The organism is Bacillus sp. G1(2015b) (assembly GCF_001482475.1).
GTDB classification, from domain to species: domain Bacteria; phylum Bacillota; class Bacilli; order Bacillales; family Bacillaceae; genus Bacillus; species Bacillus safensis.
In genome coordinates this window covers 57852-84029 of the sequence record NZ_LKIC01000028.1, presented here as the reverse complement: position 1 = coordinate 84029, position 26178 = coordinate 57852, and the positions used below count along the sequence as shown (strand labels likewise).

Annotated in this window: 26 protein-coding genes and 1 tRNA gene; 5 read left to right on the top strand and 22 right to left on the bottom strand. The window is 40.5% G+C overall.

Annotation, left to right across the window (positions count from 1 at the left end; all coding sequences use genetic code 11):
* Positions 1–19: 19 nt before the first annotated feature.
* The gene (locus AMR95_RS15105) at positions 20–3400 is read right to left on the bottom strand and encodes a CheR family methyltransferase (RefSeq protein ID WP_058838766.1); all 3381 of its coding nucleotides are present in this window, start codon (positions 3398–3400) and stop codon (positions 20–22) included.
* A 144-nt stretch (positions 3401–3544) separates the two neighbouring features.
* On the opposite strand from AMR95_RS15105, the gene AMR95_RS15100 reads away from it, so the two are divergent.
* Entirely contained in the window at positions 3545–4189 is a 645-nt protein-coding gene (locus AMR95_RS15100) for a spore coat protein (protein ID WP_058838765.1), read from the top strand.
* Positions 4190–4215: 26 nt separating this feature from the next.
* On the opposite strand, the gene AMR95_RS15095 is transcribed toward AMR95_RS15100, so the two are convergent.
* Positions 4216–5091 (bottom strand): hypothetical protein, encoded by an 876-nt coding sequence (locus tag AMR95_RS15095; protein ID WP_058838882.1) that lies wholly within the window; start codon positions 5089–5091, stop codon positions 4216–4218.
* Positions 5092–5247: 156 nt separating this feature from the next.
* Positions 5248–5754 carry a YhcN/YlaJ family sporulation lipoprotein gene (locus AMR95_RS15090; RefSeq protein ID WP_034282294.1) on the bottom strand — a complete coding sequence of 169 codons (507 nt, stop codon included), beginning with the start codon at positions 5752–5754 and terminating at the stop codon, positions 5248–5250.
* Positions 5755–5905: 151 nt separating this feature from the next.
* Between AMR95_RS15090 and AMR95_RS15085 the strand changes: the two genes are divergently transcribed.
* Positions 5906–6304 carry a hypothetical protein gene (locus AMR95_RS15085; RefSeq protein ID WP_058838764.1) on the top strand — a complete coding sequence of 133 codons (399 nt, stop codon included), beginning with the start codon at positions 5906–5908 and terminating at the stop codon, positions 6302–6304.
* A gap of 34 nt (positions 6305–6338) precedes the next feature.
* Here AMR95_RS15085 and AMR95_RS15080 read toward each other — a convergent pair whose 3' ends face one another.
* Positions 6339–6719 (bottom strand): hypothetical protein, encoded by a 381-nt coding sequence (locus tag AMR95_RS15080; RefSeq protein WP_058838763.1) that lies wholly within the window; start codon positions 6717–6719, stop codon positions 6339–6341.
* 97 nt (positions 6720–6816) lie between these two features.
* Between AMR95_RS15080 and AMR95_RS15075 the strand changes: the two genes are divergently transcribed.
* Complete coding sequence (locus AMR95_RS15075) at positions 6817–7908, top strand: diguanylate cyclase (RefSeq protein WP_058838762.1); 1092 nt, start codon at positions 6817–6819, stop codon at positions 7906–7908.
* A 211-nt stretch (positions 7909–8119) separates the two neighbouring features.
* Positions 8120–8320 carry a cold shock-like protein CspB gene (cspB, locus tag AMR95_RS15070; RefSeq protein WP_008349061.1) on the top strand — a complete coding sequence of 67 codons (201 nt, stop codon included), beginning with the start codon at positions 8120–8122 and terminating at the stop codon, positions 8318–8320.
* A gap of 113 nt (positions 8321–8433) precedes the next feature.
* On the opposite strand, the gene AMR95_RS15065 is transcribed toward cspB, so the two are convergent.
* The 10 genes from AMR95_RS15065 to queG form a co-directional block, all read right to left on the bottom strand.
* Positions 8434–8793: a hypothetical protein gene (locus AMR95_RS15065; RefSeq protein ID WP_058838761.1), complete on the bottom strand. Its 360-nt coding sequence runs from the start codon at positions 8791–8793 to the stop codon at positions 8434–8436.
* A gap of 13 nt (positions 8794–8806) precedes the next feature.
* Complete coding sequence (locus AMR95_RS15060; RefSeq protein ID WP_024425322.1) at positions 8807–9331, bottom strand: NAD(P)H-dependent oxidoreductase; 525 nt, start codon at positions 9329–9331, stop codon at positions 8807–8809.
* Positions 9332–9348: 17 nt separating this feature from the next.
* Complete coding sequence (locus AMR95_RS15055) at positions 9349–10968, bottom strand: DHA2 family efflux MFS transporter permease subunit (protein WP_039177398.1); 1620 nt, start codon at positions 10966–10968, stop codon at positions 9349–9351.
* Positions 10969–11007: 39 nt separating this feature from the next.
* Positions 11008–11640: an HlyD family efflux transporter periplasmic adaptor subunit gene (locus AMR95_RS15050; protein ID WP_039177397.1), complete on the bottom strand. Its 633-nt coding sequence runs from the start codon at positions 11638–11640 to the stop codon at positions 11008–11010.
* 364 nt (positions 11641–12004) lie between these two features.
* On the bottom strand, positions 12005–13168 hold the full coding sequence (gene yhbH / locus AMR95_RS15045; RefSeq protein ID WP_034282299.1) for a sporulation protein YhbH: 1164 nt from the start codon (positions 13166–13168) through the stop codon (positions 12005–12007).
* A 126-nt stretch (positions 13169–13294) separates the two neighbouring features.
* Positions 13295–15190 (bottom strand): PrkA family serine protein kinase, encoded by a 1896-nt coding sequence (locus AMR95_RS15040; RefSeq protein ID WP_024425326.1) that lies wholly within the window; start codon positions 15188–15190, stop codon positions 13295–13297.
* A gap of 376 nt (positions 15191–15566) precedes the next feature.
* Positions 15567–16274 carry a YrpD family protein gene (locus AMR95_RS15035; protein WP_039177393.1) on the bottom strand — a complete coding sequence of 236 codons (708 nt, stop codon included), beginning with the start codon at positions 16272–16274 and terminating at the stop codon, positions 15567–15569.
* A 172-nt stretch (positions 16275–16446) separates the two neighbouring features.
* Complete coding sequence (trmL, locus tag AMR95_RS15030; protein ID WP_034282301.1) at positions 16447–16920, bottom strand: tRNA (uridine(34)/cytosine(34)/5-carboxymethylaminomethyluridine(34)-2'-O)-methyltransferase TrmL; 474 nt, start codon at positions 16918–16920, stop codon at positions 16447–16449.
* 43 nt (positions 16921–16963) lie between these two features.
* A complete protein-coding gene (locus tag AMR95_RS15025; protein WP_058838881.1) occupies positions 16964–17866 on the bottom strand; it encodes an amidase domain-containing protein in 903 nt (300 codons plus the stop codon).
* Between the two features lie 61 nt (positions 17867–17927).
* Positions 17928–19076, bottom strand: a complete 1149-nt coding sequence (gene queG, locus AMR95_RS15020) for a tRNA epoxyqueuosine(34) reductase QueG (protein WP_047202907.1) — start codon at positions 19074–19076, stop codon at positions 17928–17930.
* Positions 19077–19159: 83 nt separating this feature from the next.
* Between queG and AMR95_RS15015 the strand changes: the two genes are divergently transcribed.
* Positions 19160–19756: a hypothetical protein gene (locus AMR95_RS15015; RefSeq protein ID WP_224927855.1), complete on the top strand. Its 597-nt coding sequence runs from the start codon at positions 19160–19162 to the stop codon at positions 19754–19756.
* Positions 19757–19854: 98 nt separating this feature from the next.
* Here the strand turns inward: AMR95_RS15015 and AMR95_RS15010 are convergent.
* The 8 genes from AMR95_RS15010 to ssuD form a co-directional block, all read right to left on the bottom strand.
* Positions 19855–19928, bottom strand: a tRNA-Gly gene (locus tag AMR95_RS15010).
* A gap of 127 nt (positions 19929–20055) precedes the next feature.
* On the bottom strand, positions 20056–20712 hold the full coding sequence (locus AMR95_RS15005) for a hypothetical protein (protein WP_058838760.1): 657 nt from the start codon (positions 20710–20712) through the stop codon (positions 20056–20058).
* 80 nt (positions 20713–20792) lie between these two features.
* A complete protein-coding gene (locus tag AMR95_RS15000) occupies positions 20793–21074 on the bottom strand; it encodes a hypothetical protein (protein WP_058838759.1) in 282 nt (93 codons plus the stop codon).
* Positions 21071–21976: a PqqD family protein gene (locus tag AMR95_RS14995; RefSeq protein WP_058838758.1), complete on the bottom strand. Its 906-nt coding sequence runs from the start codon at positions 21974–21976 to the stop codon at positions 21071–21073. The genes AMR95_RS15000 and AMR95_RS14995 overlap by 4 nt, the downstream gene beginning before the upstream one ends.
* Positions 21960–23426 carry a hypothetical protein gene (locus AMR95_RS14990; RefSeq protein ID WP_058838757.1) on the bottom strand — a complete coding sequence of 489 codons (1467 nt, stop codon included), beginning with the start codon at positions 23424–23426 and terminating at the stop codon, positions 21960–21962. The genes AMR95_RS14995 and AMR95_RS14990 overlap by 17 nt, the downstream gene beginning before the upstream one ends.
* Complete coding sequence (locus AMR95_RS14985) at positions 23404–24150, bottom strand: ABC transporter ATP-binding protein (RefSeq protein ID WP_058838756.1); 747 nt, start codon at positions 24148–24150, stop codon at positions 23404–23406. The genes AMR95_RS14990 and AMR95_RS14985 overlap by 23 nt, the downstream gene beginning before the upstream one ends.
* A 115-nt stretch (positions 24151–24265) precedes the next feature.
* Positions 24266–24478: a hypothetical protein gene (locus AMR95_RS14980; RefSeq protein ID WP_012009371.1), complete on the bottom strand. Its 213-nt coding sequence runs from the start codon at positions 24476–24478 to the stop codon at positions 24266–24268.
* A 541-nt stretch (positions 24479–25019) separates the two neighbouring features.
* Positions 25020–26162: an FMNH2-dependent alkanesulfonate monooxygenase gene (gene ssuD, locus AMR95_RS14975; protein ID WP_058838755.1), complete on the bottom strand. Its 1143-nt coding sequence runs from the start codon at positions 26160–26162 to the stop codon at positions 25020–25022.
* Between the last annotated feature and the right edge of the window lie 16 nt (positions 26163–26178).

Genomic DNA, 26178 nt, shown 5'->3' with positions numbered 1-26178 from the left:
CTTGTAAATCTTATGTCTGCTAGCTCATTGGAAACGTAATAATTACCCGTGTCCCCTCGAAGCTTTTGCTTTCAAAACGAATGCTGCCGCCATGGCTTTCAATGATTTTAATCGTCATCATTAAACCAAGGCCAGTCCCTTTTTCTTTCGTTGTATAAAAAGGTTCACCCAGTTTCCCTATTTCGTCTTCTGGTATGCCCTTACCTTGGTCTTCAAAGATCAGCATCATCTGATTATGTTCCAATACGGATGTGACCTGAATAACACCTGTCACACCATCCATCGCTTCAATACCGTTTTTAAGAATGTTTAAGAAGACTTGTTTCAGTTCATTCGGTATACCTTGAATGTTTGGCAGCGACGGAGACAAATTCTTTTGAATAGACACGCCTTTTAAAACCGCTTGTGATTCAACGACCATGATCACTTCTTCGAGCAGAAGATTGACTTGTACCGGCTCAAATTTCACCGATTTGCTTCTAGAGAGCACAAGGAATTCATTAATAATGGCTTCAAGCCGATTAAATTCAGACATCATCACATCTGCATAATCCTTCTGATATTTCTTACTTTGAATCATCAGCTGTAAAAATCCCTTTAACGACGTCAGCGGGTTCCTTATCTCATGGGCGATGCCGGCTGCAAGCTGACCTACTGCGGAAAGCATCTCTGACTTCATCAGCATCTTCTCTGACTGCTTTTGATTCGTAATGTCCTCTGAAATCCGCATCACGGTAGACTGCATTTTGTCAGGATCATCAATTCGATGTAAAGAGACCCTCTCCCATCGTTCACGGCCTGATAAATCCTGAAAGTACAGCTCACCTGTCCAGCTGCCTTCTTTTAAACAAACGTCCCATTGCTTTTCTAAATCATCACATTGACACAGAGAATGGTAGACAGAAAAGATATCTTTGCCGATCAGGTCATATTCATGCTGCTGCACAAACTGGCAAAAACGCTGATTCACGCATTGGATGACCCCTTCCTCAGTTGCAACAACAATATGAATATGGCTATTATCCAGTGCTGTTACCGCTAGATGAAGTGACTGTTTGATTTTTGTCATTTCCGTCATTTTAATCCACGTCATCACCGCTCCCTCATGATCTTGGTCAAGGATAGGTGTGATGTGAACGGTGAATTGTTCTCCTTCATTCGTTTCAATTTCTCGTTCGATGACGCGCTTATCCGAGATAACGGATTGTATGTCATGATAGAGCGTTTCCTGCGTAAGTTTCTTAGCCATCGACTGAAAGGATTGCTGGTGCCTTATTTGAGCTGAAGTAAATAAAGAGGCAGCTGTAGGAGTGTAGTAGCGAATATTCATGTCTCGGTCCACAAACAACGTCGCAAGCTCCGGCTTGACAGAAGGTCTATACAGTTCTTCCCTTGTTACCCTTAAGTTGTTTATGATATTAATAAAATGATCGTGTTTTTTCTCAAGCTCCGCTATTTGCGTGTTTTTCGCTTTTAATTGAGCCCTTGCCTCCTGCTCTTTTTGTTTGACTTCATTTAGTTCATTTTCTAAGTCGACAATACGCTGTTGATAGACTGAATTCTGATCTGACATCCCATTTTCCCTGCTGTTCTTTTGATTTTTTCCTCTCTCATTCATTCGAATAAGAATGACGTATACTCCTTTAAAACGGCGATCAAAACTCTTTACAGTAAAATCCGCATACTGCTTTTTTCCTTTTTCCGAAATGAGAACATGCTGAAACACAACCTCTGTCTCGTCAGTCCACACCTTTTGAAAGGTTTGACTTAACATCTCTTTCAAATATTCAGGTGTCACATATTCACATGATTGATCTGACACTTCTACATGGTCTAAGAAGGAATATGCCCCATTTGACATCGCCAGGATTTTGTTACAATCATTAATGACTATACATGCATCATAATCCTCGCTTACATCCTTCATATATTGTGCAGCTCGCTTTTTTAACTCGGCATCACGAGCGTCATGTACCCAAGGGACACTAGGTGCAGGAACGTTGGAATAGGTGTAAATGTTCCACTTCTCATTGAACAATTGAAACAATCGAGGGATATTGGGGACAGTTTCATTTGGCCCTAAAATCAACACCCCTTGATCTTTTAAAGCATATTGGAATCGGGATAATACTCGTTTTTGCACTTCTGGCTCAAAGTACATCAGAACATTTCGGCAACTGATAAAATCGAGGTGGATAAAAGGTGAATCAATCAATAAATTGTGAGGAGCAAAAACAATATGTTTTCTAAGCGACTGCTTCACAATAAAAGCGTCACCTTTCTTTTCGAAATATCGCGCCCGCCATTTTTCCGGTATGCTTGCCATAGATTCTCTCGAATAAAGACCTTTACTAGCTATTTGAATGGCTTTTCGGTTGATATCTGTCGCAAAGACTTGAAGTTCAATGGACACATCTCTTCGCTTCATTTCTTCTAAAAATAAAATTGTAAAAGAATAAGCTTCTTCCCCTGTCGAACATCCCGCAATCCAAATTCGGCATCGAGATTTCCCGTTGTTCATTGAATGGTCAATGATTGACGGTATCACCTTCTGTTCACATACTCGCAAAGCCTCCGTATCTCTAAAGAAAGTAGTCGTGCCGCTTAGGAGCTGAGCGTGCAGGCGATCAAGCTCATCTGGTTCTCTTTCTAATAAACGATCGTACTCTGATAATAATGACATCGGCTCGTTTGCAGTGCGCATACGCTTTTGAATGACAGAAAGCAGCCTTTTCTTTTCATAGGCTGAAAAGGCAATCCCTTTATACATTTCAAGACGTTCAATGATTCTTAGTAAAGCTGGATCCATCGCATCAGCATGCGGGACATTGATGATATTGGCCGTATATGCCGCAAGGGTGGACGGATTTTTGAATGTGTGATGATACAAACTGTCAAAACCACTCTCTACCTCACTGCACGATAAGGCTGTACCGCCTTGCTCAACCAACTGGAGCAATCCACTCCCCACACAATGACCTTTTTGAAAGAAGATCGCAAACGCCTCTTCCTTTTGAACGCTGGCAAGTGACTTAAAAAGCGAGTTGACAGAGCATGCCTTGTTTGTTGGCAGCTGCTCAGACACATGAAGCCGGTGATCTTCCGTTAACGTCACTGCTGCATGCTGCGGACAAAAATAGATCGTCTTCTTCATGACTTTCTCACCATGTTTAATCGTTTTTGCCCGGTAGCCAATCGGTAAAACAAGTGCTTCCAAATCTGTTATACAATCGCCTGTCACATGATTTTGCACAACAATAAAAGAGGCATTTAATTCATGTGGTAATGATTGAAAAAAAGCCTCAAGATGATGCTGTTCAAACGGCGAAACACCGATGCCGATCACTGGTGTCTGCACATGTTCGTCTTCTATCAAACGATTAATGATTTTGTCCTGCATCTGGTACCCCCATGTTCATTCGTCTGATACTTTTTTTCGACAAAAAGAAAGAAAACCCTCTAATTGTAAATAATGTTTTTTGCATGAAATCGTGAAAACATCCTCACATTAAAACAGAGTGTATAAACAGAAGGAGGAATCTCAATGCAAAACGATCAGCAGCCAATGTTTCAAGGAAGCGCTCAGCAGCCTGAGCTCAACCATGGCGGGCATGAGTTATTCGATTTACATGAAATTTTAGCCGGCACGATTAATATTTTGGATCAATATATGATCTTGCGGCAATTTATTCAAGATCCTGCATTATCCGACATCCTGGATCGACAATATCAATTCGTTTTATCCCAGTACAATGTCACTGTAGATTGTTTTTCTACAGGCCAAAAGCCTAGTGAAGAAACCGCTACTTATATGATGAAAGAACACACTCAAGTGACATACGGAATCAAACCTTCTCAGCCGAAGAAGCCGAACCAGTCACTACAGGATGTAAAAGACTTAGGCATCACAGGACACATGCTCAGCCTAGTCAAATCACACGCCGGGTTACTTTCAATGTCAGCATTAGAAGTAACAAACCCTGTTGTCAGACGTGTGCTTGCTGCGCAGATTCCGAACTTTATCGAAATGGCGTATGAAATTTTCTTGTATCAAAATAAGCATGGCTACTATCAAGTTCCTCAGCTTTCCAAACAAGACATGACCGCCATGACGTCAGCTTTTGCACAGCTTCAGGGGCAGGTTCAAATGCCTCCTAGTAAGGCCGATCAACAAAAGCCTCTTCATTAAGAAAAACGGCTGACCCCCTTCTTTGGTCAGCCGTTTTTTCTTTGATACATGACTTTAAACTGATCTTCAAAATCTGTGAGCCTCTTCCCCGTCGCCTGTTCAAAGCCGCTAGCAAATTGGCCCGTTTTCGCAGTTTCCTCTATGATTTCATGTATGACGTCTCGTCCGTAAAGCTGCACCAGCTCATAGATCATATAATAGCTTTGTAAATATACATCTGTCTCATACGTCACCCGGGAATTCTGCCAGTCTTGATCAGAATGAAGAGATTGAAAAGGAATCACGTCGAAGCGTTCAGACGTAGCATTTAACACGTCATAGGCCGTCCATTCTGCTGTTCCTTCGTGGAACCAAAGCGGAAACATTCCTGGAGACACTTCATATGAATGGACCTTTTCATAGAAAACAAAATGAGCATACTCATGAATAAACAACGTATTGAAAAAGTATAAAGGCAGTGTCTCTTTCTTCAATAATGCTTCCCGTTTATCTGGATATAACCCTATCATTTGATCATGATCAGAGTAAAATCCAGTAATATGCTTAATCCCTGCCATTTGTTCGATCGACTCTTTATCATCAAAATAAATAACGTCTAAAGGTCTGTCAGCTTCAAATTGAAACACTGACGCTGTCCTCTTCTCTGCCTGTTTCAAAGCCTCTATTGTCAGATCAACAAAAGCTTCCTCTTCCTCTGCATAGTAGATTCGAATATGTTCATATACTTGCTTATTGAGTCCCTCCGTTATAATCGTTTTAGGAGAAGACTGCTGCTCTAAATATTGTCCTGTCAGCTGAAACGCAACATAAATCAAGTACGCGGTGAAAGCATAAAAAATCAGACCTGCTGCAATCATTCCGCCTACAAGTTTTTTATGAATCAATGACGGCTTGGCTTTCATTTGCTCCCCACCTGAATTCATCCTGCACCCTCTTTCTCTTTCTATGAAGAAACAAAGATCAACAAGAGGTGATATATTTTTTACTTTATGCAGTCAGGTACGCGAGGTGCGGTTCCAAACAAAAAAGCCGCATATGACATACGGCTTTTGTCGTAGCTATTTTGATTCAGGGAAGACACGTCTAACCGTTTCAGTAAATTCATCGAAGAATCCTGAAATTGGCTCTCCGCTTTTAATACGTTTTCCGTACCCTTGCATACGATCGACAAAGTCTGGATTAGCAGATACATACACGTTGTCGATTTGTTGATCCGTTGATTTGACTTTGTCTGAAATTTTCTTTTTCAGATCGTCCGTCACATCACCGCTTTTATTGCCTTCAAGCACAACGGCTACAAATGCATTTTTTCCAGTGACAAGCACGTTCGCTGTTTTCACTTCAGACATATTCGCTACAAGCTCTGACGCCTTATCTGCCACTTTGACCTTCTGAGGTGTTTGAACATCTGGCTGATCCTGTCTCATGTTGTCATTCTTATATGTGACATTTTCATATTGCCTTTTCATTGTTCCTCTACGCTCATCGCCTTGATTGTTCATTCCACACCCAGCGGTGATTAATGTTGGCACGAGCAGTAAAGATAGCATCCATTTCTTATTCATCAATTATTCCCTCCTTTTGCTCATAGGTTTTTCATCCAGCCGGCTTTTTATGCACACATCCTCTGTTTTCGTAAAATGAATTCATAATTCAGCTGGGTTTGGTCATCCTAAACATGATGTAGAATCATCACGACCAAATGGAGGGATTCGTTTGTTTAAGAAAAGAAAAGGTATGAGCACTGGCGCAATGATCGCAGTATCAACAGCTATCATTGCATTATTCTCCCCGGTATTACGAAGAAGGCTGAAAAGCATGACACAAATGAATATGTCTTCAATGATGAAAGGCGCAAACCATCAGCACCAAAACTCATCTCGCCATGAGTCCCACTCACATAAAGAATCAAAAGGAACAGGTGAAGTTGGACAAATGATCAAGCAAGCATTCACAGCTGTCCAGCCAAATCAAACAAACCAGCACCAATCACCAACAAGAACCTATCAGCCAAGAGAGTCTTATGCGCAATCTCTTCACATTGATGAAAATGTGATGAATGTGATGGATGATGAATCAATCCAGCAAGTCATCAATGACATCGAGCACAAATAATAAAACAGGAGCCTTCATAAAAAGAGGCTCCTGTTTATTCTCCAGAAAAATGTTCTTTGACCATGAGACAAAAGGAAGGTAAAAATGAGATTTCGATTGTTGTGAGGAAGTCGTCATGATGCTCTAATATCAGCAAAAGCTCCTTTTCTTCCTTCCGATCTTTTTTTATCTCTACATGCTGCACTGTTTTAAAATCATATATGCCTAAAACGGATTCGGTCTTTTTTCGAACGACCTTTAAGGTAAATTCCCGCATAGCAAGCGACATGTCCACAACAAATCGCTCCTCCTGATTCTCGAACCGAAACGTCAAATCTTGATATTCAACCGGCATTTCTTTTTCAAATCCGGCATCTGGCATTTTTTCAAAAAAAGAAAGCCAGTCCGTTTGATCTGGAAAGCGTTTTCCTCGCATTTTCTTCAATTCCTCTTCATTAAAATTTTTATTAATTATCCTTTTTACCCTTTTCTTTTGCAACAAATTTTAGTAATTTTAAAAAGGTGATTCTATTTTGCTAAGAGACCTCTTTATTAATTTAACAATTCTTGTTACTTTCCATTATTTATTTATGCTTGTGTTTAAAGAGAATTTTCTAAAAAAAGAAGATACCTTGCTCAGACAAATATGCAAAGGCATGCTTTCTGGGTTACTCGGTGTCCTTTTAATGTTCTTCTCTATTAAAACAGGACCAGCGATCATCGATTTAAGACATATTCCCCTTATTTTAACGGCCTTTTATGGAGGCATCGCCCAAACAATGATTGCAGCCTTTGTTGTCGTCATTGGCCGATTATTAATTGAAGCCAACATCGCTTCTTCCATCAATATTTTTTCCATGATGTTTATCGCAGCCTCTTCTTTTTTGATTGCAGAGCGTCATATGAATCATGTTGTGAAAATGCTGTTATCCATTACGATTGGTAATGTGATGGCCACAAGCCTGTTTATCATGGTCGTGCATGAGACATCATTTCAACTGCATTCTACTTATTGGATTTTCTCATATATTGCTGGATTGTTTAATTTTTATGTCATTGAGCATCAAACAAAAGCATATCAGCTGTTAAATTTGTATAAATTCCAAGCTCATTATGACTTTTTAACAGGTGTTTTAAATAAACGGAAGTTCGATGAGGTATTAAGTGATGCTTTTACTAAGAAGTTGAAGCAGCCTATCCATCAAATGTCCCTTATTTACCTAGACATCGATTACTTCAAGACCATTAATGATCAATATGGGCATCATGAGGGAGATATCGTTTTAAAAGAAATCGGTACAAGGCTGATTAAAAACACAAGAAGCTCTGATTATATTGGGCGGATTGGCGGTGAAGAATTCGCTGTCCTTCTTCCAAACTGTACAATTGAGAAAACATGGCAGATTGCAGAACGCTTACGAAAAAAAATAGCAGATCAGCCGATTTATTTAAAAAACGGTCTGTCCATTCATACTACAGTATCAATCGGATGTGCTTATTCTCATGGAACTAGTGCAGACATTAAGCAATTACCGATTATAGCTGATCAGGAGCTCTATAAAGCGAAGGAGTCCGGCCGAAATCAAGTGAGCTTTTCAGAGAGAAAAAAAGACCATTTGACATAGGCATTTTCCTCAATTTGTTAGCGCTAATTATTTTTAAAAAAGTTTTCGTATAACAGTTGTTTTTTCCCGCAAACACTGGTAAAGTAAAGGTAATTATTTTTGTTCGTATCATCTTTAAGAAGAAAGTTTTGTAAGAGTTTTCGTCTTTGAAGTTTGTGTAAGAGCAAGAATAGTGAATTTAAGCGTTAAGATCGCTTTAGGAGGAAATTTCATGTTAGAAGGTAAAGTAAAATGGTTCAACTCTGAAAAAGGTTTCGGATTCATCGAAGTAGAAGGTCAAGACGATGTATTCGTTCACTTCTCTGCTATCCAAGGCGAAGGCTTCAAAACTTTAGAAGAAGGTCAATCAGTTTCTTTCGAAATCGTTGAAGGTAACCGTGGACCACAAGCTGCTAACGTTAACAAAGCGTAATTTAAGAGCATCTGCTCTTTTAGCACTTTATAGAGTGAAGGAAAACCGCCCGGCTTCTGTCGGCGGTTTTTTTGTTGCATAAAAAAAGAGAACCTGATGAGAGGTTCTCTTTTTTATTTGTCCTTCTGCTTTAGCTTCTGTAAAGCAGAACGATACATATCATCATTCATTTTAGTCTCTGGTTCTTCTTCTTTGACAGGTGGTTCTGGCTGTTTAAACTTTTGAAGCGCCTGTCTATAGAAATCGTCGCCAGCCGCAGCATCATCTGTTTGAGAAGGCTCTGACGCTTTTTTTTCAACTTCAGGCTCTACAGGTCTCGCCACAGCTTCTGGCTCGCTATGCGGCACGTCAGGCTGATTGGAGACATCTTCTTTGATCTCTTCCTTATCGGCCGATGCGTGTCTGACATTGAACGCTACTAATCCAATAATGACTAGAACAGCAGCTACTAACGCTACAATAATCGTCGCCAAAAGAACCCTCTCCTTATCGCTTAAATGACGCAGTGACTGATGCTACACGTCTTCCTAGTGCTTTTCCGAGTTCAATGCCTTCAGTCGAAATCAATTCATCAGAATCGATCGGACATGTCACACCAGCTCCATAGTAAGAGCCGTATAAAGCATTCTCAGGAACATTTCCAGGAAGGCCGACAACAAGCATTCCTTGGTGGAACATTGGGGTAATCAAATTATGCATTGTCATTTCTAAACCGCCGTGTGTTGTAGCAGTTGTACAGAAAACAGCACCGACTTTATCGATTAGTTTTCCTTCTGCCCATAAGTAGCCAAGACGGTCAATCCATGTCTTTAACCCAGAACTAATAGTACCAAAGTGACCAGGGCAGCCCCAAATGATCGCATCCATTTGATCGAGCTTCCGAATGTCTGCATCTTTCACGTGATCAATGAATACTTCAGCTTGCTCTGTTTCACCTGCGCCTGCTGCAATCGCTTCTGCAAGTGCTTTTGTATGGTCACCTTCACTATCGTATACAACATAAATTTTCATGTACGGTCCCTCCACACTTATCTTGCATCTTGGTTTGCTTCCTTAGGTGCTGGAAGCAATGATATTTCTTGTTTCTTATGCTGCTGTTCTTTTCGCTTTTTATCCTTACGAACATCTCGCAGGAACAAGCTGAGAATGACACCAGCCGCACAGAATAATGTCACCCACATGTAAGCATCATTGATACCCATCACGTTTGAATCGATCTGTGCTTTCGTAAAGAGCTGGGTGGATACATATTTTTGAGCAGCTTCTGCTGTCATGCCCATATGATGCATCACATTCGATACAGCCGCCTGGAATGAATTCATAAAGAGCGGGTCGGCTGTATTTGTTTGATCCGCCATATTGGAATAATGGAATGTCGTCCGATTCGTATAAATCGTTGTGATCAAACTCGTACCGATGGAACCGCTAATTTGTCTCAATGTATTAGACATCGCTGTACCATGGCTGTTTAAGTGCTGTGGTAATTGGTTCATCCCTGCTGTCATAACCGGCATCATAAGAAGTGACATACCAAATGCACGTACTGCATACATGAGCACAATGTGACTATAAGAAGTATCAATGGTCAGCTTTGTGAACTCATATGTCGTGACAACGGTAATGAGCATCCCCACAATCGCAAGCGGACGAGGTCCAAATTTATCAAACAAGATCCCTGATATCGGGGACATAATGAGCATCGCAAGTGCCCCTGGAAGCATTAATAGCCCAGATTGCAATGCCGTAAACCCAACGAGGTTTTGCAGATAAATCGGAAGTAAGAACATCCCTGTATATAAGGCAACCGTAATAATGATGTTAATAACACTTGATAATGAGAAAATGCTGTATTTAAATACGCGGAAATCAAGCATCGGATTATCAACTTTCAACTGTTGGAAAATAAAGAGAATAATCGCAATCGCACCAATAATAATCGTAGATAAGACGATCGGATCTGTCCAACCATCACTTCCTGCTTCACTCACTCCGTAAAGAAGGGAAGCAAAACCAACGATTGAAAGAATCGCACCAAGACTGTCCAGCTTGATTTTTTTAGGCTCTACAATATTTTTAAACATAAAGAAAGCCGCGATAATGACAATCGCACCGATTGGCACAAGTCCGTAAAACATAATACGCCAAGAATAATGTTCAATAATGTAGCCAGATAATGTTGGTCCTACTGCAGGAGCAAACATCATCGCAAGACCGAAAATCCCCATTCCTTTCCCTCTGTTTTCCGGAGGGAAAATAAAAAGGATTGTTGTCATGACGAGCGGCTGTAAAATACCGCCGCCGACAGCCTGAATCAAACGGCCGATGAGCATGGTTGAAAAGTTTGGCGCAATACCGCAAATAAATGTACCTAGTGTAAATGAGATCATGGCCACTAGGAATAAGCTACGCTGTCCAAAACGTGTGATTAAAAACGCAGACAACGGAATCAGCACACCGTTGACAAGCATGTAGCCTGTTGTCAGCCACTGAATCGTCGTTGCACTCACATTAAATTCTGTCATTAAATGGGGCATAGCTACGTTCAAAAGCGTTTGGTTTAAAATCGCTACGAACAAACCGGCCATTAAAATGATCAGTAAAGACAAGGAGCCTGCTCCCTGTTTTGTCGCTGCAGGTTGATTTGCCATCTCAGACAACCTCCTTTCATTTTTTGATATCAATCATCATTAAGATGAAATTTTGACAGAAGCATTCATACCTGGAAGTACTTTGTCTGATGGATTTTTAATTGAAATTTTCACTGCTACTTTTTGCGTTACTTTTGTATAGTTACCACTTGAATTTGTTGCTGGCAGCATATTGAATGTTGAGTTTGTCGCATAACCAATTTGTTCAACAGTTCCTTCAAATGTTGTATCAGGATCTCCATCTACAACGATGTCGACTTTATCGCCTTTTTCAATGTTTTTAATATCTGTTTCTTTAATATTTGCTGTGATGTAAAGCTTGCTTAAATCGATTGTTTCACCAAGAACTGTACCAGGCTGCACTTGTTGGTTGTTTTGGATTTCTTTTTTGACTAATGTGCCATCAGCCACTGCTTTAATGTTTGTTTTTGTTTGTCCTTCAACTTTTGCAACTGTGCTGTCTTTTTCCACTTCGTCACCTTCGTTGATATCCCAGCCTTTGATTTGTCCAGCTGCTGGTGCTGTGATTTGATACATGTCACCTGTCACTTTAGCCTCATCTGTTTTGACAAAGTTTGTGCTTTCGTAGTAGTAATAAGCACCTCCGGCAATAATGGCAAGAATTACAATAAGGCCAATAATGTTCGTTAGCAATAAACGCCCTCTGTTCATGTTTTGTTTCTCCTTTCATGTATAAAAATATAGTGTCATCTGCTTTAGCAAACTTAGAATGCCCATCATCTGACAGAATATGAAACAAGCTCAACAATCTGTCCTTTTCCCTTGATCTACCCCCGCCCGAAACATGGTGTGCAGCCCATTTATATTTATTGTTCAATTATGAGCAAGGAGCAGAAAAAGAAGAAAAGACGATCGGCATCTTTTTTGAAAAACTTATATTTAACAAGATTAAATATTAATAAATGAAAATTGAAATGTCAAAGAGAAAGTTTTACTTTTTTTCTGGTGATCCCTTCCTTCTCCACACAAAAAACCTTTCAGCCCTTATGCTGAAAGGTTTTTTCAAATGTGCGCGTTATGAATGAACTTCTTCCTGCTGAAAAAATTTTTTTAGTGCGAGAAAAACGTCTGATTTTTGCTTCAGAATATAATGCTTAAATTTCTCATCCTGAATATGCTTGTATGCTGACATTAACGTAGAATGCCGGTTGTATTGATTCACTTCACCATAGCAAAATAAATTGGCTTTTTTCATGATCTCAGAAACAAGTTTCACACACCGGGCGTTATCTGATGTCAAATTGTCACCATCAGAAAAATGAAAAGGATAAATATTATACCGCGACGGTGGGTATCGTTCGTCTATGAGCTCTAGTGCCTTTCGATAGACAGACGAGCAAATGGTCCCCCCGCTCTCCCCCCGAGAGAAGAAATGTTCTTCGTCTACCACCTTCGCCTCTGTATGGTGAGCAATAAATTCAATATCAACTGTCTCATACTTTGTCCGTAAGAAACGTGTCATCCAAAAGAAAAAACTTCTCGCCATATATTTTTCCCAAAGACCCATACTTCCGCTCGTATCCATCATCGCCAAAACGACGGCTTTCGACTCTGGTTTGGTCACTTCATTCCACGTTTTATACTTGATATCCTCCGGGTAGATGGGATAAAAGGAAGGACTGCCTGTCATCGCATTTCGTTTAAATGCCGACAGCATCGTTCGTTTTTTGTGGATATTTCCTGTTAACCCGGTTTTGCGAATATCGTTAAACTCAATTTGTTCGACAATGATGTCGTCAAGCTCCTTTTGCTTGAGGTTTGGCAGCTCCAGTTCACGAAACAGTGCTTCCTCGAGATCCATTAATGAGACTTCTGCTTCGTAATAATCCTCACCAGCTTGATCTCCAGCGCCCTGCCCCTTTCCTTGACCCTGCTTACTGTCTGAGCCGTCACGCGCAACAACATCGCCAACCTCGCTGTCTCCATCCCCTTGACCCACATGTTTATTTTTGTCGTAGTTATACCGAATTTTATATTCATCTAATGAACGAATCGGAATTTTAACAACATCTTTTCCATTCGACATGATGATGCTTTCTTCTGTGACAAGATCCGGCAAATTGTTTTTAATCGCCTCTTTGACTTTTTTCTGATGACGCTGCTGGTCGTCATAACCTTTTCGATGGAGGGACCAGTCTTCCTGAGACACAATAAACTGACTTTTTTCTTGCCGGGACATCCATCCCCCTCCTCACCTTTTTCCACAATTCTTCCTTTATCCTATGCTGCTCGTCATCCAAGTTGACGATCATTTCTAAAAAAGACATTACCGGTGCTGATGCGCCAATAATGCCTCCTTCATTTATTAACGATTCAGAAGACTGCCTACATATTTTAAAAGTTCATTTGCACTTGTTGAATTATAGCCATGCTCATCAATCAATCTAGCCACTACTTCGTTGACCTTCTTCAGCTGCTGTTCATCCGGTGTCTTCGTCGATGTCGTAATTTTCACCACATCTTTTAGATCGGCAAACAACTTCTTCTGAATGGCCTCTCGCAATCTCTCATGAGAATTATAATCAAAGCGTTTTCCCTTTCTCGCATAAGCCGAAATACGAATCAGAATTTCTTCTCTAAATGCTTTTTTGGCGTTTTCAGAAATGCCAATCTGCTCCTCAATTGAACGCATGAGCTTTTCATCAGGATTCATTTCTTCACCCGTTAACGGATCACGCAGCTTGTTTTTATTGCAATAAGCCTCAACATTATCCAAGTAATTATCCATCAGCGTTTTCGCAGACTCCTCATAGGAATACACAAATGCCTTTTGCACTTCCTTCTTCGCAATATCATCATACTCTTTTCGCGCGACTGAGATGAAATTCAAATAACGTTCCCGGTCCTCGCTGGAGATAGATGGATGCTGATCAAGCCCTTCTTTTAAGGAGCGCAGGACATCCAGTGCATTGATCGATTCCATATTCTTTCGAATGATGGTAGATGAAATTCGGTTGATTACATAACGCGGGTCAATTCCGCTCATCCCTTCATCATGAAATTCCTTTTTCATCTCATCAATGTCGACTGACTGGAAGCCTTCGACACTTTCTCCGTCATACAGACGCATTTTTTTCACCAAATCAATATCAGAACGCTTCGGCTCTTTCAATCTCGTCAAAATGGAGAACATTGCTGCTACCTTCAGCGTATGCGGGGCAATATGCACATCTGAGACATCACTTTCTGAAATCATTTTATGATAAATGCGTTCTTCTTCTGTGACCTTTAAATTATAAGGAATTGGCATCACAATAATTCTTGAATGCAAAGCCTCATTCTTTTTATTTGAAATAAACGACCGGTACTCGGTTTCATTCGTATGGGCGACGATCAATTCATCTGCACTAATCAAGGCAAATCTCCCTGCCTTAAAATTTCCTTCCTGCGTTAATGACAAGAGGTGCCATAGAAATTTCTCATCACACTTTAACATCTCCTGAAACTCCATCATCCCTCGGTTTGCTTTATTGAGTTCTCCATCAAAGCGGTACGCACGGGGATCTGACTCTGATCCAAATTCAGCAATGGTTGAAAAATCGATGCTTCCTGTTAAATCGGCAATGTCCTGAGATTTCGGATCAGACGGACTAAAGGTACCAATGCCGGTCCGTTTATCCTCTGAGAAAAAGATCCGCTCGACCCTTACATCCTCAATTCTGCCGCCATATTCCTCTTCCAGTCTCATCATGTTCAGAGGCGACAAATTCCCCTGCACACGAATCCCATATTCTCTATAGAAATCCTCCCGCAAATTTTGCGGAATAAGATGAAGCGGATCTTCATGCATAGGGCAGCCTTTGATCGCATAAACTGCGCCATGATCTGTCAGTGAATATTCTTCAAGTCCTCTTTTCAATCTAGTGACAAGCGTCGATTTCCCTCCGCTTACTGGTCCCATCAGTAATAAAATACGCTTCCTGACATCCAGCCGCTTTGCAGCAGGGTGAAAATATTCCTCCACTAATCTTTCGAGTGATTCCTCTAACCCAAACAGCTCCTGATCAAAAAATTTGTAGGTTCTGACCCCATTCTCCTCTTCAATCCCGCTGTCTTTAATCATATGATAAACGCGAGAATGAGCAGATTGAGCGACAAGTGGATTTTCCTTAATAATGTCTAAATAATCGCTGAATGTGCCTTCCCATTTGAGACGCTGCTCTTCTTCTCTGTGCTGTTCGATTTTCTTTAAAATATCCATATGAACCTCCTCTTTCAAGATTGAAGCTAGAAATCAGATACTGTTTTACAATCTATGCGGAGGCGTCCTATTACATGCTTTCGTTCTTCAAAATGACGAATTGGCAAACTGAATTGACAACCATCCGCAAGACCCTTCATAATAAAGGAAAAATAGGAGAAAAATGATTTTCTTCTCCTGCTTTTCAAGGTGAACTTCACATCATATGAAACAGGCAGCGAACGGAACAAAGGGATAAGGGGGAGCTTATATGAGAACGGTCATTATGATGGGCGTCATCATTACGTTTTTAGTATCCATTTTCACTGCTGGCTACGAAGGCAAGCCTGGGAAATGAAAAAAAGGATGTTCCATTTGCGGAACATCCTTTTTTCATTTAGTTCGTTGTTTTCAGCACTTGCATATTCACTGTATTCCCTGACACCTGAACCTTCGTAAAGTCTTGCGTATCGACCACAGGTGTGACGGCACGATTATCTAATGTGATGTCAGTAAAACGAGTAGAGAAGTTCGCACGGATGTCTTTTCGATAAATATCGTCAGTTACTGCTACCGTCGACAGTAGTTTCCACTTAGTCACAGCGCCAATGTTTGAGTTTTGAATTTCTGTAATAATGCGTCCGGTATAGCCAACATTATTTGTACCCCAGAACGTCGCTCTTGTATGCCCATTCAAATTTTTATAAATCGTCATTTGAACAGTACTTCCAGGTTTAAATCCCTTTGTATACGTAAAGTCATTTTTTCCTTCGATATATGTCTCTTGATTATTTGCTCCCACTTTCATCGTAGGTTTCCACACATTATAGGTTGGACTGTATTGAAGCCCAATATCCGCTTCCTTTGAACCTGTGAATCCAGAATAAATATAAGCTGTACCATTTGACACACTCATTGCGGGAGGGAGCTGAATTTTTGTGACCAATATGGATCCGTTACTATTGATATAAGTACGCCCGCCAATCCCTTTTGATAGCTGAGCTGCTTCTATCTCCTGCGTCTGAGAGAGTCCTGGAATACTGACTGGAATCGTCCCCATTAAAATTGCTGAGCTAATGGCACTAGTGATCAGTAGCTTTTTCATCTCATTACTCCTCCTAATGGATTCATCATTTTTTGAAAACGCCATCACAATCTATCATACTACCTATTTTTTAACATGTCAAAAAAAGTATAATTAAGTCGTATTTTTCATCTATCTGTATCTTATCTCACATAAAAAAGCCGAGATCAGTATCTCGGCTTTTATCATGATCTTATATGAGATCGCGATATTGCTGCTGGCGAAGTGCCTCATATACAAGAATGGCTGCCGTATTCGACAGATTCAGAGAACGAACATGCTCTGTCATCGGTAAGCGAAGACAACGGTCCATATTCTGTTCAATCAAATCTTTTGGCAATCCACTTGTCTCTCTGCCAAAGACGAAGAAATAGTCTTCATCCAGCTGAGAGTAATCAAATGTCGTATGCGGCTTTTGGCCAAATTTTGTGATATAGAAAAATTGCCCCTTCGGATGAGCCTCAAACAATTCATCAAGTGAATCATGATAGACCACATTGGCATATTTCCAATAATCGAGTCCTGCACGCTTCAGCATTTTGTCATCTGTCGAAAAACCAAGCGGACGAATCAGATGAAGGGTTGTATTTGTTGCTGCACATGTACGCGCAATATTTCCAGTATTAGCTGGAATTTCTGGTTGATATAAAACGACATGAAGTCCCAAAAAAGTTCACCTCTAATTTTCTTTTCCGCTCAACATTATACCACTAACTACCTTTCGCGGCATCGTCCAAAATGTGAAAAAACATATATCGAATAGCAGGTGTATAGGCGGTCGAATCCTCGTATGACCAATAACGCATGCGGCAGTCATACGTCTGTGCATTCACAAGAGGCATTCCGCCTTTGTCATGATCAACAACAATAGTTGTATGATTATACCTTCCATCACCTTCAAAATCGTAGCAAATGACATCTCCAATTTGAAGCTCGCGTGGTTCTTTGAGTTTCTTTGCTCTCAAACCCGCTTTCGAATTCGCTAAATAATTTTTGATCGCATGAGCCACCGTCCAGCTATAGCTCCACGTATGCGGACGCACCCACCAGCCAGACCCGCGGTTCGGATATCCTCTTGTTGGCGCATTCCCTGCTTTCAAACATTGTGAAATAAAATTTGTACAGTTATCTTCAAAATTTTTATAGGCTGGATTCCGCTTATTCCAGTAAGTCTCCGCATACTGCACAGCTGCCCGCCGGTCATAGTGAAAAGCTCTGCCGAATTGTTCTTCGATCTGAAAGCGCTCATCCATAAGCTCTTCCCTTTGCCGTTCTTCTAGCATCATCCGATCTTTGACAAGCATGTCGTTATAAAGAAATGCTTCTCTTTTTTCCACCTGTTCCTCTAAATAAAAAGAATCGTCTACATCCTTGCAGACATATGTGAGATGAGCAAGATACTGCACATGCTGAGCACCATCATCTTGAATGGATGAATCGAGAAGTTTTGTTTTTGCTTTCGCCTTCACAATTTCAACCTGTCTTCTAGCAAAAAGCTCTTTTTTCCGCTCTACTGCTTCCACATCAGACATAAGCTGCGGCTGCTTGATTGCACGGTCATTGATTAAATACGCCAGCCTGTCTTCTAAAGTTTTCTCTAATAATTGTTTCACACAGACACCACCAAACATTTTTTAAAATCTCTGTTTGGTTCATTCTATGTTCACAGGGATGTTATTTAGTATTTAAAGGTGTCTGCAGGAGCTCAATCCCTTTCACAATCTCCGCTTTCGCTTCTTCATCACTTTCCCGCTCAAGGGCCTTTTCCAGCTCTGGGAGCTGCTGATCATCGCCAATTTTCCCAATTGCCCAAGCAGCTGTTCCCCGAATGACCGGTCTTGGGTCCTTGTGCATCAGCTCAATTAACACTGGTAAGGCAGATGTATCTTTAAAATGAGCGAGTGCCAAAATTGCATTCCGCTGAATGGGCTTTTTCCCCCGCCATGAACCTGAAACATGACCGTATTTTTCCTTAAACTCACGATTGCTGATCGTCAGAAGCGGCTTTAACAGCGGCTTTGCAATTTCAGGATCCGGTTCCATTTCAGGATGCAGATGAAAATCTTTTCCTTTATTGATCGGGCAGACAGTTTGACACGTATCACACCCGTACAATCGATTTCCTATTTTCGAACGAAATTCGTCAGGTAAAAACCCTTTTGTCTGCGTTAAAAATGAAATGCACCGCTGAGAATTCAGCTGTCCAGGATTCACAAGCGCACCTGTTGGACACGAATCCACACATTTATTGCATGTTCCGCACTGGTCTTCAATTTTCTCATCCGGCTCAAACGGGACATTTGTGATCATTTCAGCCAAATACACATAGGATCCAAACTCTGGCGTGATAATCATACAGTTCTTTGCACTAAAACCAATGCCAGCACGTTCTGCTACAGCACGATCAGACAATTCTCCTGTATCCACCATTGATTTTGTCCGTATATCGACATGCTTGCTCCGCAAAAATTCTTCGAGCATATCAAGCTTTTTTTTCAGCACGACATGATAATCTGTTCCCCATGAAGCCCGGCAAAAGATCCCCCTTCTCGCATCCTTTGTACTTCGTGGAGCATCTTTCATTTTGGAAGGGTACGCGAGCGCTATCGCAACAATTGATTTGGCCTTCGGAAGCAGCAAAGAAGGGTTTGTCCGTTTTTCAATATCAGGCTCTTCAAAGCCTGACAAATACCCTAACGATTCATGTAAGATGAGACGGTCCTTTAATGAATCAAATGTATCGGCACTTGCAAATCGAATTTTATCCACACCAATTTCTTTCGCATATTGAATCAATTCTTCTTTTAATTCTCCAACATGAATCACCTTGCAAACCTCCTTTCTTTGTTTCTTCTGTTGTTTTCAGTATAATACGAGTGTATCATGACCGATTGGAGTGAGTCACTGTGAAGATACATATGGAAATTTCTCATCCTCAAAACCCGTCTATCCATGTTGGGCAGATTGAATATTCGCATATTGAAGTTGGCACATCACCTCAAATGTTAAAAGGCCGCTTACGCCTGTTTCAAGAATCTTTATTTTTTGAATACGAAGATAAAGTCTTAGAAGAAGTACCAGCCATCAAAGAATGGACGGATCTTTTAAAGGATGTTCCTTTCCTTTCACTTCTTTCTGATATCCAAAAGGAACAATTTATTGACTCGACCAATTCCGTACAGGATTTGTCGATATTTTTCTCACTAAAATATTTCTTACCCATCCTGACATTAGATGCCGATCGCATCAAAGGACCGCTTTCACTGACAAAACATGAGGCTGGTCACATCGAATGGCAGGACGGCGCAGGACTGAATGGATTATTTTCTCAAGCAAGTACAGCACATATTTCTCCAGACACAAAGAACATTCTTCAAATCATCCTTTTCCCTCCATCTATTTCCCGGGAAAAGAGTGAAGCTCTTATTCAATCCTTGACGAAGATGTTTGTACAAATACATGGCGGAGAAAGCAAATATGAACTCATTGAAAAAGCACTGTAGCCTGACAGTGCTTTTTCACATTATACTGACATAATAAAAAACGCAACACTTCGTTTATCTATGAAACGAAATACTGCGTTATAAACAAAATTATGTATTGGAGCGGGTGATGAGAATCGAACTCACGACATCAGCTTGGAAGGCTGAGGTTTTACCACTAAACTACACCCGCATCAATTTTTTAAAAGCAACGTCATCGCGTTGACTTTTATTATGTTACAACTTTCTTAACAATTCGTCAAGAGAATATGAAGATTTTTCGTCAAAAAAATTCATATTCTCCGTATATATTACGATAGTTATTTATCTAGCTGGATATAAAATAAGTATGCATGTGACTTATTTTTCAGCGCTTGCTTTGGATTCTTCTCAATCTCTTCAAATATAGTTGAACCCCCGTCTTTCCCCATCGCCGCTGTATACGCAATCAGAGCCTTTTCTCCAGAAGCAACTTTGACAGTTTCAGGTTGTGCAGAAAATACATAGTCACTTACTTTGAACGGAAAGTTTGATGTCGCTTTCGTCATCCCATCATTCTTTTTATCTGACCAAATACTAAATTGTGATTCATATGTATCTTTCTCATGATGTAATTGAAGAAGTACATTCACCGTTTGGTCGGTTCCATTCTGGTGTAAAGTAAAGGTAGCAGATGATGCTTCCTTATTCACTAATCGGCCATTTTTGTAATGGCTCCCGATAAACGTAATACTCTTGTTCTTCTTCGTTAATCCTTTCAGTGTTAGAGCCACCTTTTCATTAGTCGTTGCTGCTTCTAGTAAGTTTTTTTCTTTTTTTGAGAGTTTCATTTGTTCGATGGTTACTTGGTTTTTAGTGGCAGGCTCTGTTTTTATTGTCGAAACCGTCTTTTCGGTTGTCGTCGTTTCTGCAGCCTTCTCGCCACATCCTGCTAATAGAAAAACTGTGAATAAAAGAATGCTCCATTTTTTAAACATTGTGATCCCCTTTGATGTTTTTTATTTCTTATTATACTAAAATTTGGTTTGTCATACAAAAAAAGATTAGGAGAATTCTCCTAACCTTTCGCTCTTTTCTGCTTTATTGCTGATAGGCATGCCACAATGAGAAAACTCACAGCAAAAATCACAATCATATAAATAAAAAAGTTCGGCTTGATCTGAAAAGTAAATGCGGACGAGCCTTCCATCTCAAAAGCGAGACTGTTAAATAATAAAGCATCATTCGTTTTTGATTGAAATAAATGATAGAACAGTACGCCGATTGTCAGCATCGGAAAGCCTAAGAACCCCAAAAAACCACCAACTATTGCGCCTTGTTTCATCGCCTGTACGTTCATGATCGTTGTCCTCCTATTCCACCAAGCAATAGCTGCTTCATAATGGATTTACCATCCCCCATAAACGGAAGAAGATAGAGTAATTGAATAAAATACGTGATTGAAAAAATGAAAAAACCTGTCGAAACCGGATTTTCTTTTAGAAATAAAATGGTCACTATGATGCCTGCTGCGCCAATCACACCGGGAACGAGCGGTCCAAGCAGCGTAATCCATACCTGCTTTTTCTGAAACGGATCTAATACGGGTCTTACAAACTTCACTGACATCATGTCACTCGCAAAAAAGCCTTGAGGACCATCTCGCCCTGCAAATTTTCGATGCGCATAGCCATGTGCCGCCTCATGTAAGGCAGTTCCGGTAATTAACCCGAAATAAATAATCGTAAAATAAATCGCAATGGCTGCAATCGATGGATCAGGAATGAATAAAAAAGCGAGCCCTGCCATGACCATGAAAAGCATCCAGAAAAAGATGATTTTACGCGTCACCATGAACAAAGCCGTTCCAAAAATGTGAAGGAACGAGTGACCAGTACAATCAAATCGTTCCTTCATTTTGACTTGATACTGCTTGAAAAATTGACAGCAGGCTGTCACAATCCGATACGGTGAATGATAATGAATGGACAGCAAGTGATGCTGATTCAATCCCGTCATCAGCTGATAAAAGTCACGAGCAATCACCGACTCATCGACCTGAAATAAATCGGCGAGCTCTGCTGTAATACTCGCTTCTGTCCTTTTACCGTCCACTTTCGTTAACATATGATAGGCACTTTCATTGATCGGGAGTGTGCTTCCATACTGCGTATCCGTAAGATGCCTCTTTTGTAAGGTCACATACGGCGCTAGTTCCGGTACCCGCTCAATCTTTAGCTTATTGTTAAGAAGTTGAATCATGTGAATACCTCCATGAAAAACCTTTGTATATGGCAAAGATAAGCAGGCCCTCAAATGCAGCGACAAGCAGCCATTGAAGCGTTTGACTCGATGCCCCTATGACATAGTTTCCAATAAAAACAATCGGAATCATGAGTAAAATAAGCGCTCCAAATGAAAATATGCCTGTGTAGGGATTGTTTCGATCAAGAGGAAGTAAAATACCTACTATATAAAAGAGTGCAGTGGCATTGCATAAGACAGCGGCACCAATCAACGCGTGCCAAATTTGATCAGGAAGCGTCAGCGTTGTCAGCATGAATAAAACAATTTGCAGTACACCAACAAGCAGAAGGCCGATAAACTTATACAAAGCCACTTCCCATGATCTCAGGCCAAATGTTTTATACATCCCCAGCATTCGTTTATCATTGCCAAACGAATTGAAAGCTGTTAATCCAGCAAGAGCACATAGAACAAAAAACGCTTCTTCTTCAAAACGGAATCCAAATTGATAACGAACGAATAAGATCACAATGAGAAGAATAAGAAAGTTTAAAATGTTTTCTTCATTCCGTACCTGTGACTTCATTTCCTTCACAATAAGTGACCACTTTTTTGAAGAAGAGAATGGCAGCTTGTGTAAAAAGGTTAACGCTTTTTTCTCTGCCATAATCGGCATCATCGCAAGAGAAAGAAATGCGCCGCCTGCCGATAAAAGGATGAACAGAATCAAGATGGCATAATTCACCCCTTCAGGAGACATTCCTTGTGCCGCTAAGAAAAACGGTGCTGTAAAATACATCAAATGATAATCAAACTGTAGATATGATTGCTGAATTTGGCTAATATCAAAATGCGTCAATCCATACGCAACAACGAGTGCCAATAAAACAAATATCGCTGCAAATTTTTGCAACGGTAATTTTAATTTCAAAACGAGTAAATAAGTGATATTGTAAATAAACTGCAGGAGCATTAAGACAAAGAGCGACTGCAAAAGCACCATCAAAAAGAAAGTAAAGATAAAGAAAATACCTATTCCCTGGGCAATAAAATTAGGTAAAAGCAGAATACCGATAAAAAATAAAACAAGTCCTGTCACCACTGTCACCATCGGAATGAAGTATCCAAAACTTTTCTGAAAGGTAGAGAGCGGAAACCAGCTGAGCTGCATAGAAAACCGGTCTTGTTCAGGTGTTCTGACCTTGATCAACACGAATAACAAGCTTGTAAAAATAGAGGCATTGATCGCCATTGAGACAACGAGTAATCCAAGTGACCGTTCATCTCCATTTAAGAAAGCCTTCATAAAGACACCTGTAAAGCTATATCCGATAATGGCCCCCATTGTGACGGCAAACAAAAAGAATAAGACCACAATGATCCGCTTCGTTTGAGTATCAAAGAGCTTATACATCTCCTGCTGCCACATTTTAAGCATCATTTTAGAAATGATTAATGATTTCATCAAAATGTGCACCCCTATCACTTAACATTGAAGCTTTCAGAAACACCTGTTCCAGTGTGCTTGATTGATACTTCTCCTTTAAGGCTGAGACTGTTCCTTCATCCATTTTATTTCCCTTAGAAATAATGGCGATTTTCTGGCACAGCTCTTCCGCTGAAAGCATATCATGCGTTGAAAGCAAGATCGCACCATGATGCTCGGCATACCGCTTCATCAGTTTCTTTGTGTTTATAACCGCTTCAATATCAAGTCCTCTAAAGGGCTCATCCATGATCACCAATTGACTATCAAGCATAAAGGCAGCAATCAGCTGTGTCTTTTTTTTCATCCCATGTGAATAGGTTTCGATCGGTCTTGATAAAGCCGAGTCCATATCAAACAGTTCAATTAGTTGATTTCTTCTGTGAATTGTTTTACATTCATACATAGAAGAAACAAACTCTAAATATTCAGCACCAGTCAATGCTTCAGGGAGCAGCAGGTCATCTGGAACATAGGCTACTTGTTTTTTAAAGGATGGTTCATCATTAGTGACGCCCTGCAAATGAATTTTTCCTTCTGTATGCTTAATGATGCCAAGTATACAGTTAATCATCGTTGTTTTACCCGAACCATTCGGTCCAGCAACAGCAACGATTTGATGAGGGTTGATCTTTAAATGAAAATCATTGACAGCAGTCACGTTATTTTTATACGTCTTGGTTAAATTCTCGATCGTAAACATATAACCTCCAAGTGTCTGCATATTCTTTAAAAACAGATCAGGCTAAACCGCCCGCCACAGACGGTTTAGCCCTGGTGTCTTATCTAAGAAGTAAAAAGATGAATCCTAAGTATAGCTACTTACATTCAATTTGGACTTTTAAGCCACTTTCCCACTGAACGGCTCCTGTAAAGCTACCCTTGCCGTTTGCGATACACCAAACTGCTGCTCCTAGAACGACTGTTGCTCCCAATCCAAGAAGGACAGCAACAAATACTAAGAACCAAGCTTGGTCCATAATAGCAGGTTCCATAGTGGAATAGTCAACTTGCGGCGCTGCATAAGTCATACTTTTCACCTCCCAGCTTATGATGATCGTATCATAGGCGTCACACGCCAAACATCTACAGAACATCCCATTTTTGACCGAACATACATTTGGTTAAAACGTGACTTTTTATTCAATTATTCACTTTCATCTGTTTAAACCCTCTCTTATTTACTAGATTTTAACACCTCTTAAGAACCACAAAACCCATTTAATGTCATTTGCACCATCTTTTTTCTTCCCTTTTTCAAATAGTCCATATTTATCATCTATCATTTTTATTCTTTCTTTTTTGTGAGATAGAAAGAATTCCCCCGATATATCAGATATAAAAGTCCTGATTATATGTCGCAATAACATCAATTATGAAATATTTACTGATCATTCCGATAAAAGAGTGAGTATATTTTCCTTCTTCTCTTGACTCTGAAAATATGTATATACAAGAAAATCGATTGGGAAAAAAGCCCTTACCTTGTTCAGCAGTACACAACATATGACTCGCTCCTATTCTATGAAAAAAAGCAAAGCAGCCATCGCAGACTGCTTTGCTTTTTCATATTTATGAGGAACTAGCAGCAGAGGCTGCATCTGGAAAATGATTGTTCCCAATGATTTCACCAGCTGGCACAGAGAGTCCTGTATCCCCCGATCTCTTGAATGGAAGAAGCGGGAAAACAAGCTCTGCTAAATAATAAGCTTCTTCTAGGTGCGGGTAGCCAGAAAATATAAATGTATCAATGCCTAGAGACTGGTATTCTATGATACGATCTGCTACTGTTTGCGGATCTCCGACGAGTGCTGTTCCTGCACCGCCGCGTACTAAGCCAATGCCTGCCCAAAGATTTGGGCTAATTTCAAGTTTGTCTTTCCTCCCTTGATGCAATTCCACCATTCGTCTTTGACCTACTGAGTCCATCCCCTGTAAAACTTTTTGCGCCTCCTCAATTGTTTTCTGATCTAAATGACGAATCAGATGTTCCGCTGCCTGCCATGCCTCCTCTTCGGTATCTCTCACGATCACATGAAGACGAATGCCAAACTTCACCGTTCTTCCTTCCTTTTCAGCCTGTTTCTTCACTTGTTCAATTTTCTCTTTTACTTGTGCAGGCGGTTCGCCCCAAGTTAAATAGACATCTGTATGCTTGGCAGCCGCTTGAATTCCTGCTGATGATGATCCACCAAAAAAGACTGGTGGATGGGGGGTTTGAGCTGGTGGGAATAACAGCCGGCCATTTTCCGCTTGTAGATGTTTGCCATGAAATTGAACATTTTCTCCTTTCAATAACCGCTTCCAAATCGTCAAAAACTCTTCTGTTGCCTCATAGCGTTCATCATGAGAAATGAACAGTCCATCTCCTTCAAGCTCCTCTTTACTTCCCCCTGCTACCACATTAATCAGCAGCCTTCCGCCTGAAAGACGATCTAATGTAGACGTCATTCTAGCAGCAACAGACGGCTGCATAAGCCCTGGTCTAAGAGCCACGAGAAACTTTAAATGAGTGGTTTCAGCAGCTAAAGCAGCTGCCGTCAGCCATGGATCTTCACATGATCTTCCAGTCGGCAGCAAGACCCCTGTATAACCAAGCTGATCAGCTGCTTGAGCAATCTGTTTAAAATATGGATAGTCTGCCTGTCTTGCCCCTTTTGCTGATCCTAAATAACGGCCGTCTCCATGCGTTGGAATAAACCATAAAATATTCATGACATCGCCCCCTGTT